Raw genomic sequence first — 11,375 nt, 5'->3', positions numbered from 1 at the left:
GAATGCTCGCGATCCGCGCGAATGTGTTGGTGCTGGCGATTCTTGGCTTGAGCGCATGTTCGACCAGCCAGCTGACCAGCCCGTATACACACGACGAAATCCTGCAGCGCATCGAACAGGACCGCAAGATGATGTATGCGGACCAGGAACCCATCACGCATCCCGTCACCTTCTACGAGGCGTCGGCGCGCGCGCTGAAATACAACCTCGACTATCGCCTCAAACTGATGGAAAGCGCCTTGTCGCGCAATCTGGTGGACGTGACCCGGCATGAGATGCTGCCCAGGCTGATTGCGTCGGCAGGCTATACCGACCGTTCAAACGATTCCGGGGGGACGTCTGTCGGCATCGAGGATGGGGAAGTCAGCTTGCGGCCGTCAACGTCGGAGCAACGCTACCACCGCCTGGCAGATCTCGAGCTCAGCTGGAGCACCCTGGACTTCGTCGTGGCCTACGAGCGCTCGCAGCAGAAGATGGACCAGGTGCTGATGGCGGAAGAACGTCGCCGCAAGGTCGTCCAGAACGTCTTGCAGGACGTGCGCAATGCCTATTGGCGAGCGGTGGGCGCTCAGCGCCTCATCGCGTCGGTCGACGACCTGCTGATGCGCGTGCGCACGGGCCTGGACAACGCGCGCGAGGCCGAACGGCGGGGCCTGCTGCCACGCCAGGAGGCGCTGGCGTACCAGCGGGCGTTGCTGGACGCGGTAAGCCTGCTGTCCACGCGGCGGCAGGATCTGGAATTGGCGCGAGCCGAACTTGCGGCCCTCATGTCCTTGCCGCCGGGCACGGATTTTCTGGTGGCGGACGAGAATCCGCCACCCATTCCTCTGCCCAACATGAATGTTCCGGGCCTGGAACAACTGGCGCTGCAGAATCGGCCGGAGATCATGGAGGAGTGGTACCGCAAGCGGGTGACGGAAAACGACATACGAATTGCCAAGGCAGAACTTTGGCCACATATCAGCTTCAACGCCGGCACCCACTACGATTCGAACGAATATCTCTACAACAATACCTGGTCCTCCGTGGGGGTACGGGTGTCCTGGAATCTGCTCAGCTTGCTCAAGGCGCCAGCGCTTCAGGCGGCAGGCGAAAACCAGAACAAGGTTGCCGACCTGCGCCGCCTGGCGCTTTCCATGGCCGTCCTGACGCAGGTGCGTGTCGCGGCCCAGCGCTACTACCTGGCGCGTGAGCAGTACCAGTTTGCCGATCAGAGCACGCAGGTCGACGGCAGGCTCCGGGACTATGCCGAGGCCAGCGCCAGCATTTCCGCTGACTCGAAACTGGAGTTCATCCGCGCGGACGCCCGGTGGCTGCTGTCTCAGTACCAGCGCTATGCGGCCTATTCGGACGCGCAGGCGGCGTGGGGCCGCCTCTACAACTCCATCGGTCTTGACGTGATGCCGGACGTCATTGCCAGCCACGACGTCGCCACTTTGGCGGCGGAAATCCAGAAGACCATGACGGACTGGGAGCGCACAACGCTGCTGGCCCAAAGCGAGACAAAATGATGCGGCGCTTGCAGCGACTTCGAACAGCACCGCTTGTTGCGCTTGCGGCGGCAAGCCTTGCCGCACATGCCCAGGTCGCGGCGCAGAGCGCGTTGCCGGACCTCGCCAGCGATCCGAATGCCATACGGGTACTGCTGGCCGCCGACCCAGAGAGCACGTTGTCCGCGCCAATGGCGGGCCGCCTGCAATCCATGGACGCGCATCTGGGCCGCCACGTGGAGAAAGGCGACGTGATGTTCCGCCTTGATTGCGGCGAACCGCAGGCCCGTCTGAAGATGGCATCGGCCGAACTTGCAGGCGCGCGCGAAAGCCTGCGCGCCAAGGCGGGACTGCGCAAGCTGGACGCCGCAGGCGACACCGAAGTCGCGCTGGCGCGCGCCGCGTCTGAGCGGGCTGCGGCGGCACAGACGCTGGCGCAGGCGCAGGTCGACTACTGCACGGTCGCTGCCCCGTTCGCAGGCCGCATCGCCCGGGTCTACGTGCGCCCCTATGAGACCGTCAACGCGGGCGCCCCGCTGATCGACCTGGTCAGTGACGGTCCGCCGCGGCTCAGGCTGAACTTGCCGTCGCGCCAGATGGCGAGCGTCAAGGTGGGCAGCCACTTCAAGCTGGATGTCATCGAAACCGGCAAGCAGTATGAGGCGCGCGTCACCGCGATCAACGCCCGGGTTGACGCGGTGGCGCAAACGATTGAACTGGAGGGAAGGGCGGAGGATCCCGGGCATGAACTGCTGCCCGGCATGAGCGGCATCGCCAATTTCGGTTTCTCCCGGTAACGGCCATGCAGGACGACATTCTCCTGTTGCTGCAGGTGGCGGAGGTGGAAGGCCTGGCGCGGCAGGCCGACGACGTCCAGCAGCTCAGCTTTCACATCGCCAACGACGCGCATCCGCTGCTGCGCTATCGGCAGGCCCTGGTTTTCGAGGACACGGGATCGGACTGGCGCCTGCTGAACATCTCGGGACTCGTGTCGGTCGACCATGATTCACCGTATCTTGTATGGCTTGGGCAGGCGCGCAAATGGATCCGCGCGCAGGCGCTTCATGGAAAGGACTGGCTGGAACCGCCGGAAGACGGAGCGCCCGGCGCCGAACTCGTGGCGCAGGGATGGCGAGAATGGTGGCCCGCGGGAGCCTGGCTGTTGCCGCTTAAGCGCCGGGCCGGAACGCGCTTGGGCTGGGCCGTGTACTTGATGGATCAGGCGCCGACTGCCGGTCACGCGGCGGTAATGAAACGCCTGGCGCAGTCCTGGGCCTACAGCTGGGAACTGCTTGCGCGCCGCTCGGGCCGTCAGCCCAGCGGGCGTAAGACCTGGATAGTCAGGCTCGCGCTCATTGCGTTGGTCGCGTTGTGCTTCCTTCCGGTGCGCCAGCGGGCACTCGCGCCGGCAGAAGTCACATCGCTGGATCTGGACATGATCAGCGCGCCGCTGGATGGCGTCGTCAAGGCGGTGCATGTGCGGCCCAACCAGGAGGTGCAGGCCGGCCAGCTACTGTTTTCGCTGGACGACACTACGCTCAGCCACCGGCAGGAGGTCGCCGCCCGAGCCGTGGCCGTTGCGGATGCGGAATACCTGGCCGCCAGTCAGACGGCGTTTCGCAGCGAGGACAGCCGTGCTCGACTGACCTTGCTTCAGAGCCGAGCCGAGGAGCGGCGCGCGGAACTCGCGTCCATCCGGTCTCAGTTGCAACGGCTGGAAACGCGCGCGCCGCGCGGTGGCGTTGCGGTATTCAGCGACCCCAACGACTGGGTCGGCAAGCCCGTCGTGACAGGAGAGCGCATCATGCAGCTGGCTGATCCCGCCAAGCCTGCCATGCTGGTACAGTTGCCGGCCTCGGATGCGATCGCGCTGGAGGTTGGCGCGCCGGTGGACCTGTACCTGACCGTACGGCCGATGGATCCGCTGCGCGGCAAGGTCATCGAAACCAGCTACCAGGCGGCGCTCACGCCGGAGGGAGTGCCCAGCTACCGCCTGCGGGCCAGCGTCGATGAAGGTGAGGGTGCCCGCATCGGCCTGAAGGGAACGGCCCGGTTGTCGGGGGGACAGTCGGTGCTGGGCTTCGAACTCGTGCGGCGTCCCGTGGCGGCGCTGCGCGCGTTCTTCGGATTGTGAGGCAGCCGCCATGACTGCGACCTCCCTGGAATCCCTACCTCAGTTGAGGGAGGATCTCCGTCTTTTTTCTGCGGATCCCCATTTGGACGGCAGCCCGGGATGGGTCATTGAAGACCCGGTGCGTAACCGCCATTTTCGAATCGGCTGGCTGGAGTTCGAGTTCCTGGCCCGCTGGCGGCAGATGCCTGCCGACCTGTTGGCCGACATCCGTCGCCGGACCCCGTTGCAACCCGACGAAAACCAGTTGCGCGACTTTGCCGACTTCCTGCGCCTGAACGATCTGCTGCGGCCCGCGCCGTCGCAGAGCCAGGCCATGGCGCGCTCGGAACCGCGTCGGCCGTGGAGCAAGCCAAAATGGTGGCTGCACAATTATCTGTTCTTCCGCATTCCGCTGATTCACCCCACATACTGGCTGGGCCGGCTGCACCGCGCGCTGCGTTTCCTGTTCCATCCGGCCACGCCGTGGACCGTGGCGGCGTTGTCACTGCTGGGCATTGTCCTGGCATTGCGGCAATGGGACACCTTTCAGCACACGCTTTTCGAATCCGTATCCTGGCAGGGCGCCTTGGGCTTCGCGCTGGCGCTGGTCGTTGCCAAGACGCTGCATGAGTTCGGCCACGCGCTGATGGCTACACATTGTGGCGTGCGGGTAGGGCACATGGGCGTCGCCTTCCTGGTGATGTGGCCCATGCTCTATACCGACACAAGTGAATCGTGGCGGCTGGCATCGTCCCGCAAGCGGCTGATGATCGCATCCGCGGGCATCGTCACCGAATTGGCGATTGCCGGACTCGCGACACTGGGCTGGGCGTTACTACCGCCGGGCATCCTTCGGCAAGCCTGCTTTTACCTTGCCACCACGAGCTGGGTACTGTCGCTTCTGCTGAACGCAAGTCCGTTCATGCGATTCGATGGCTATTTCATCCTGTCCGACTGGCTGGACATGCCCAATCTTCATGAGCGTGCGGCCGCTCAAGCCCGCACGGCGCTGCGCCGCGGCCTGCTGGGCTGGCATGAAGCCTGGCCGGAAGTCTTTGCGCCTGCGGTTCGGCGGCGGCTCATCGTCTTTGCCTGGGTGACCTGGATCTACCGCCTGACGGTCTACCTGGCGATCGCGGTCGCGGTCTATCACTTCTTCTTCAAGGCGCTCGGCGTATTGCTGTTCGTGGTGGAGATCGGCTTCTTCATCGTTCGCCCATGCTGGCGCGAACTGCGCATCTGGTCGCAGCGCCGTCGCGAGACCCGGCGCCTGCACCGATGGCTGCTTCTGCTTGCGCCGCTGCTGCTCCTCGCGTGGCTGGCCGTGCCCACGGCAACGCCTGTGCGAGCGCCCGCGCTGGCGCGTCCCGCCCAGCAATGGACGGCCTTCGCGCCGACGCCGGCGCGCGTGGACATGCGCGCGGACCCCGGACCGGTGGCGGCCGGCACCGTTCTCGTCAGTCTGAACAACCCGGAGTTGGCCGCGCAAGCCGACGCCGCCCAGGCGGGCGTCCGCGGCGGCGCGGCCCGCCTGTCGGGTTTACTGGATCAGGCGGGGGGACTTGACGAGCAGGCCGCCACAATCGAATCCCTGGCGCTCAGCCGGGCCAACGCGGCTTCCGTCGCGGCCGAAAAAATGCGCCTGACGCTGCGTGCGCCGTTCGATGGGGTATGGCTGGACGTTGCGCCCGAGTCGCGCACGGGCAGCTGGGTCAGCCAGCGGCAGCCGTTGGGCCGTCTGGTCAATCCCGATCGCTGGGTCGTTGAGGCGTATGTGGCGGAAGAAGATATCCACGCGCTGCGCCCAGGAGACCGGGGATGCTTCTACTTTGAGCTTGCGCCGCGGCACCTGTGCGGCAATGTCGATGCCGTCGCACCGGCCAGGTTGCAACATCTGCCGTCGGCAATGCTGGCCACCGTGCACGATGGCCCCATCCCGGCATATGAGAAGCAGGGCGTGCTCATTCCCGAATACTCGCTCTATACGGTGCGCGTCGCGCTGGACGAACCTTTGCCGCTTTTGCGCGAGCAACGCGGCAAGGCGTATTTCACCGGGGCAGAGCGGAGCCGCCTGATGGCCGGCCTGCGGTATCTGGCCAGCCTGGCCATTCGCGAAAGCGGGTTTTGACTTGATTGAGACATCCCATGCCACAGCATCCACCCACCGCTTCCCGCGACGAACCCTTTCTGCTGGTTGAAGACGACGGACTGTCGCGCTTGCAAGGTCGAGTCGGCTTGATTCCCGAGAAAGGCAGGGGAATCGTTCGGCGCGCCCTGATTTATGCCCTGCTGGCTTGGCTGCCCCTGGTTGTTGCTTCCTGGGTGACGGGCACGCCATCGGAGCAGGGCACCGGTACCTCAGAAACGCTGCTCGGGCATTTCGGCATCCACATCCGTTGTCTGGTCGCCATTCCGCTGCTGGTGCTGGCAGAGGGCGTCGCCCGCAAAATCCTTCCGTTGTGCTTGAGCGAGTTCAAGCGCTCCGGTCTGGTCGACCCGGCGCTGGCGCCCCGGTTCGATGGCGTCATCGCGGGCGTGCTGCGCCTAAAAAGGCGCGTATTTCCCTGGCTTGTCATCGCAACGCTCGTCACCGCCTGGACGGTTGCCTTTCTTTTCGCACCCAACCCGGACGAGGTGCAATGGGCAGGTTCCGGATCGGAGGGCATGGCATTCGGCGCGTGGTGGTTCCTGCTGGTTACCAGGCCGATCTTTTCCGTGCTTTTGCTCGCCTGGGTCTGGCGGCTGACGCTTGTGGGCATTCTCTTGCTGCGGATCGCACGTCTACCGCTGAAATTGGTGGTGATGCACCCGGACCGAATGGGAGGGCTGGGGTTCCTGGACCGATTGCCCATGGTTTATGCACCATTCCTGTTCTCGGTGTCCGCCGTGCTGGCCGGCGCGTGGGCGCACACCGTGTTCTACCACGGCGTCACCGTCCCATCGCTGTATGTGCAGGTCGCCACGCTGCTCTTGATACTGATATTGATCGGTCTTGCGCCGCTGCTCGTGTTTACGCCGTCGCTCGCGCATGCCAAACGGCAGGCGTTACTGGACTATGGCGCCTTGTTGTCCGAGCACGGAAGGCTGGTCGACGCACGGTGGATTCAGAACGCGCAGGTTCGGGAGAATCCCATCCTCGATGCGCCAGAGTTGGGACCGGTCGCCGATATCCAGGCAATGTACCAGGCGGTGGCCGCGATGCGTCCTGTCGTGGTCAACAGATCGATCCTGCTCAAGATCGCGTTGCCTGCAGCCTTGCCGTTGCTGATTCTGATCTCCACCCAATGGCCGTTGAAAAGCACGCTGTCCAAACTTCTATTCACGCTTATCTAGGAGGAATCTAGCCGACGCGCGTACACGCAATGATCCGGCGGCTGCATGGCATGTGGCCGGGTCAGATGAAATCACGGAGTCAGAAGCTTGGCGGGTTCCTCCGAAGCGTCTGGCATTTCCCGAACGGGGGGGTTATGAGACGGGTTTTAAGGCTATTTTTCATCGCAACAGCGCTGTGGATTGTCAGTTCAACCGCGCTTGCGCAGTCGTCGTTTAGCAAGCAGCAACTTGACCAGATGCTGGCGCCGGTGGCGCTGTACCCCGACGCGTTGTTGTCCCAGCTCTTAATGGCTTCAACGTATCCCGATGATGTTGCGCAAGCCGCCACCTGGTCTGGCAAAAATACCGGCCTGAGCGGAGATGCTGCAGTCAAGGCGGTGCAGGAGCAGCCTTGGGATCCAAGTGTGATGTCCCTCGCTGCCTTTCCGTCGGTGCTCGACATGATGGGCCGGCAGCCCGAATGGGTGCGATCGGTGGGCGATGCATTTCTGGACCAGCCAGAGGACGTGATGTCTTCGGTGCAGCGGCTGCGGGCTCAGGCGCAAGCGGCCGGCACGCTGACCAGCAATGACCAGCAGACTGTATCCACGCAAACCGGGGGCAACTCTACGGTGGTGACCATCGAGCCGGCATCACCCAGCGTCGTATACGTGCCATCCTACAACCCCACCAGCGCCTACGGTGCCTGGCCCTATCCTTCCTACCCGCCAGCGTACTATCCGCCGCCGCCAGGATCGGTCTTCGCCTCAGCCATCGTCAGTGGCTTAGCCTTCGGAACCGGCATCGCCATTGCAGACTCGCTATGGGGTGGATTCGATTGGGGCCACAACGACGTGGACATCGACGTCAACCGGTACAACAACATCAACATCAACCGTAAGCTGGACGCCAGCCGGAACAATGTTGCTTGGAACCACGACCCGGCGCGGCGCGGCAGCACCCCTTACCGCAACTCGGCAACGCAACAAAGATTTGACCAGCAGCGTCGTGTGGGCGCCGCGCAAGGGCACGGGGGCCGGCGATCCATGAATGACCAGCAGGCGCGCCGTGACCACGCACAACAAGTCATGCGGGACCATGAACCGGCAGGCGGCAGGGCGGCCGGGGCGGGGCAGCGCCATAGCAACTCGGCACGCGGCGCATCAGCGTCACATCCGGGCTCCAACCGGACATCGTCACATCACAACGCCACCCCGCAGCGGAATGACGCGCGCAATGCTGCCATCGAGCGTTCGCGCAGCGCGAACCGCGACAATGCGCTGCGCGGCGTGGACAGCCCGCGTCCAGATCGACACGCAGCAAGCAGGGCAGCCGGCAGGCCTGCCGCACATACCGAGACACGCCGGCACTCGCCGGGGGCCGGTGCGCACCCGGGTGGGCGCACCGGAGGCGGTCATATCGAAAGGGGGCATGGAAGAAGATGAAATCGACGCGACATACATTAGCCAAACTGACGCTGGCCGCTGTTCTTGGCCTGGCGGCAACGTCTGGCCAAGCGGCGCAAACCACGTTCAGCACCCCACAGGCGGCCGCCGATGCCCTCATCCAGGCCGTGGCGACCGGCGACGACGATGGGCTTCGTCGCGTGCTGGGCGACGATTTTCGCCATTTTGTCCCGCGCGACAGCATAGACCGCGACGACATCTATGCCTTTCTCGCCGCCTGGTTCAAAAAACACAGGATCGTCGATACCGGTCCGAACACCGCAGAGTTTGTCGTCGGTGAGCACGACTGGTCGTTTCCCGCACCGTTGGTCAGCGGCAGTCGCGGCTGGCGCTTTGATCTGCGCGCCGGCGTGGCCGAAATGCAGCACCGGCGGATTGAGCGAAACGAAGCGGCTGCAATTGCCAACCTGCGGAGGCTATGCGCCGCGCAGGACCAGTACCGGGCAACCGTGGGCAACGGGCAACCGGCGCGCAGGATTGTCAGCCGCGAAGGCGAACATGACGGCTTGTACTGGAACGCCGCGTCATCGCCATCCGCCACCAGCCCGCTGGATGACGATGCATTGGTGATGGGCGCGGACGTGCCGGTGGACGCTGCGTTGAACGGCTATCGCTTTGCATATGTGCCGACGGCAGAACCGTCAGGATGCTCTTTTGCTGCGTGGCCAGCAGAAGCCGGTCGATCGGGTCTGCACAGCTTTCTGATTGGCCCCCATAAGGTTGTGAGCGAGCGGAGATTTGGGGCGCCGGTCACGGAGAGACAAGTGATGCACGCGGCCAACGACAAGGCTGCGTGGGCGAAGATTTCCCCCTGAGCGGTGTGGGTTTGCCGGTTGTTGGAGCCATGCCGACGAAGTCGGTGGACATAAAGTTGTGCGTGTTCCAAAGTACTTTTTGCTCAGAACCCCATTGATTCGAACCAAATTTATGTCCAAACGAGTGGACTTAAAGTGAGAATTGGCCAAATCTGGGCATTAAGTTGAAAATCGGCGGGACGAGTGTGAAAGTGTTCTCCGCTGTAGGCGACCGTCATAGCCGAGGCGGATTCCGATGAGCGCTCGCCGGCGCGTTAGGGTGCTCCGTAAGCCGGACATATGTTCTAAGCGGTCAGTCCGTTCAAAAACCTCCTTCTGGCTGGGGCGACTTTCAAGAAAGAACGGTTCGGTCGATGAGAAACTTGCACCCTTTACGTCCGCGCGACTCATTTTTCGACAGAACGTTCGGTGCCCCTTTGTCGGCTTCGTTCTAGGGCTGGCTTCCAGGTTGTCGCATGCGGGTTAGTCAAGATGTCGGGCTATACCGGTGCATGGACATCGAATAAGGCTCCAGAGCTCGCTTGCGGTAGCTCGCACACAGAGATTCACGCTGTGCGCGTATGTTGCGCTTCAGCCGTCAAAAATGGTGGGTGAATTTATTGCACCTGGGCAGCGAACTGAAAGATCACCTGAAACGAGCTAGCAACTCGTCCAAATCTCGAAGCGGATCCTGTGCGGCCAGGTCTGGCGAAACTCCATTGCCTTCCGCGCACGAATCGGGTTCATTGGGCACGGATCGGCGACGATGCGCGAGCGACAGCTTGTCAGCTATAGAAGGTAAGGACGAACCAACCTCAAGAGCATAGCCTCGCTGAATGCTTCGAAAACAAAATATCTCACGCAAGCCGGCCATCAAACTTCGCTCCTTCAGGATTTTTGAGATTGATTTTGTCCCAAAGGACTCGCGCTCGAATCTGCCGCGGTTCTCGCATCTGAAAAAGACAGGACCCCTCACTATTCGTGCCTTCTCTAACCATAGATCGAGCGCGTCCGCTGCGATTCCCACGATAGATGTGCTTCGCATCCGAAAAGTAAACCTTTCCTCATATTCACTCAGCGGCCAGTGATATCCCTGGTCGGAAGGCGACAGATCAGAGACCTCCAGATTCTCAACCGCTCTGACGCATCGCAGGCCAGTGGTCCAAGCCAAAAGCAAAAAGGCGCGATCCCGAATTCCGACAAGCGACTGATCACAGGTTTCAAGCAGCGCCAATAGGTGCTCCCGTTTAAGCGGTGGGACAGGTCCGCCCAATGACAATAAGTTCTGATGCGAGGCAGCGGCACATAAGATGGCAACTACTTCGGCATCCTCTTCGGGGCGCGGCCAGTGGTGCCTGTCATGAATCTCTCGCAGCACCCTGATCAGTATTTTGATCGACAAAAGCGTGGAGGGCTCCGCCCATCGCTTATAGCGATACCTAATTAACGTTTCTTTAATGTGAAGAGGCATTGTCGTTTGGGCGGCACCATGACTAGCAGGCAAGGCAAGGTGGTCTAGAAGGTATAGTCGCAATGTCTCAGAATCCACCGGGCCCTTAACAGGCTTGCCCAATCTCAATAAATGCCACGCACCGAAATGCCGTAAGGCGCACTTGTGTAGTTTCGCGTTGTCGACAGACCTGCCTTTACTCTCGTAGAGTGCAGCCGCAGTTTGAGCTGCGGCGACCAAATTGTCACGCGTTTCGTTCATGGCCAACTCGATATTAAGAGCAACAGTGCTACGAAAATTCTGAAGTCCGCGTCAAACCAGTTTTCGCGGGACTACGCAAAAAAACAACACCGTGCCGGGTGGAAAAATTGACGTGCTGCCATTCTTGACAAGCACCGCTTTTACTGGAAAGTTGGCATTGGTTGGATTGATGAGGAGGGTGGGTGCGTGGTGGGCCCAAATCATCTTTACTGCTTCAATTTGATGATCGACCGCATTCGAAGAGTCGCGCATAGCTTTTTTGACGTCGTGGCACCAGTACTTTGCCAGTTCGTAAAACATCATCAATGACGTGTGAAAGTAGGCGGCCCATAACGCATAGGAATGTTGAAGGTGAACATCCGAACTGCGATGTATCGGCAATAGAACCACTGGCCCCTCGAGGTTACATTCCGTGCCTCGAAACGATATGCTCGCATAGCCTAGTTCATGAGCCGTGCGCCAAAGGTGAAAACCTAACTTCCGTGAAGA

9 protein-coding genes are annotated in these 11,375 nt (G+C 62.0%); 7 read left to right on the top strand and 2 right to left on the bottom strand.

All coding sequences use genetic code 11. The annotated features are described in order from the left end of the window. Positions 1–2 precede the first annotated feature (2 nt). The 7 genes from KYC_RS14770 (at position 3) to KYC_RS14740 (ending at position 9,196) form a co-directional block, all read left to right on the top strand. Positions 3–1,511 (top strand): TolC family protein, encoded by a 1,509-nt coding sequence (locus KYC_RS14770; protein ID WP_008163617.1) that lies wholly within the window; start codon positions 3–5, stop codon positions 1,509–1,511. Continuing rightward, positions 1,508–2,287 carry an efflux RND transporter periplasmic adaptor subunit gene (locus KYC_RS14765; RefSeq protein ID WP_050814881.1) on the top strand — a complete coding sequence of 260 codons (780 nt, stop codon included), beginning with the start codon at positions 1,508–1,510 and terminating at the stop codon, positions 2,285–2,287. Before KYC_RS14770 ends, KYC_RS14765 begins: the two co-directional genes overlap by 4 nt. 5 nt (positions 2,288–2,292) lie before the next feature. Next, entirely contained in the window at positions 2,293–3,624 is a 1,332-nt protein-coding gene (locus KYC_RS14760; protein WP_008163615.1) for an efflux RND transporter periplasmic adaptor subunit, read from the top strand. Between the two features lie 82 nt (positions 3,625–3,706). Then, positions 3,707–5,731 carry a site-2 protease family protein gene (locus KYC_RS14755; RefSeq protein WP_008163614.1) on the top strand — a complete coding sequence of 675 codons (2,025 nt, stop codon included), beginning with the start codon at positions 3,707–3,709 and terminating at the stop codon, positions 5,729–5,731. Positions 5,732–5,748: 17 nt separating this feature from the next. Continuing rightward, a complete protein-coding gene (locus tag KYC_RS14750) occupies positions 5,749–6,936 on the top strand; it encodes a hypothetical protein (protein ID WP_008163613.1) in 1,188 nt (395 codons plus the stop codon). 134 nt (positions 6,937–7,070) lie between these two features. Next, on the top strand, positions 7,071–8,360 hold the full coding sequence (locus tag KYC_RS14745) for a DUF3300 domain-containing protein (protein ID WP_008163611.1): 1,290 nt from the start codon (positions 7,071–7,073) through the stop codon (positions 8,358–8,360). Beyond that, on the top strand, positions 8,357–9,196 hold the full coding sequence (locus KYC_RS14740) for a DUF2950 family protein (protein ID WP_008163610.1): 840 nt from the start codon (positions 8,357–8,359) through the stop codon (positions 9,194–9,196). The genes KYC_RS14745 and KYC_RS14740 overlap by 4 nt, the downstream gene beginning before the upstream one ends. Positions 9,197–9,821: 625 nt before the next feature. Here the strand turns inward: KYC_RS14740 and KYC_RS29495 are convergent. Then, positions 9,822–10,886, bottom strand: a complete 1,065-nt coding sequence (locus KYC_RS29495) for a site-specific integrase (RefSeq protein ID WP_139026523.1) — start codon at positions 10,884–10,886, stop codon at positions 9,822–9,824. 51 nt (positions 10,887–10,937) lie between these two features. Beyond that, positions 10,938–11,189: a hypothetical protein gene (locus tag KYC_RS29490; protein WP_139026522.1), complete on the bottom strand. Its 252-nt coding sequence runs from the start codon at positions 11,187–11,189 to the stop codon at positions 10,938–10,940. Between the last annotated feature and the right edge of the window lie 186 nt (positions 11,190–11,375).

Source organism: Achromobacter arsenitoxydans SY8 (assembly GCF_000236785.1).
Taxonomy (GTDB): Bacteria; Pseudomonadota; Gammaproteobacteria; order Burkholderiales; family Burkholderiaceae_B; genus Achromobacter; species Achromobacter arsenitoxydans.
This window is presented reverse-complemented; position numbering and strand designations above follow the sequence as displayed.

What these genes read in the sequence shown, in the direction of transcription:
- KYC_RS14770 (WP_008163617.1), top strand. Translation starts at nt 3, where the DNA reads ATGCTCGCGATCCGCGCGAATGTGTTGGTGCTGGCGATTCTTGGCTTG.
- KYC_RS14765 (WP_050814881.1), top strand. Translation starts at nt 1,508, where the DNA reads ATGATGCGGCGCTTGCAGCGACTTCGAACAGCACCGCTTGTTGCGCTT.
- KYC_RS29495 (WP_139026523.1), bottom strand. Translation starts at nt 10,886, where the DNA reads ATGAACGAAACGCGTGACAATTTGGTCGCCGCAGCTCAAACTGCGGCT.
- KYC_RS14750 (WP_008163613.1), top strand. Translation starts at nt 5,749, where the DNA reads ATGCCACAGCATCCACCCACCGCTTCCCGCGACGAACCCTTTCTGCTG.
- KYC_RS14760 (WP_008163615.1), top strand. Translation starts at nt 2,293, where the DNA reads ATGCAGGACGACATTCTCCTGTTGCTGCAGGTGGCGGAGGTGGAAGGC.
- KYC_RS29490 (WP_139026522.1), bottom strand. Translation starts at nt 11,189, where the DNA reads ATGATGTTTTACGAACTGGCAAAGTACTGGTGCCACGACGTCAAAAAA.
- KYC_RS14740 (WP_008163610.1), top strand. Translation starts at nt 8,357, where the DNA reads ATGAAATCGACGCGACATACATTAGCCAAACTGACGCTGGCCGCTGTT.
- KYC_RS14745 (WP_008163611.1), top strand. Translation starts at nt 7,071, where the DNA reads ATGAGACGGGTTTTAAGGCTATTTTTCATCGCAACAGCGCTGTGGATT.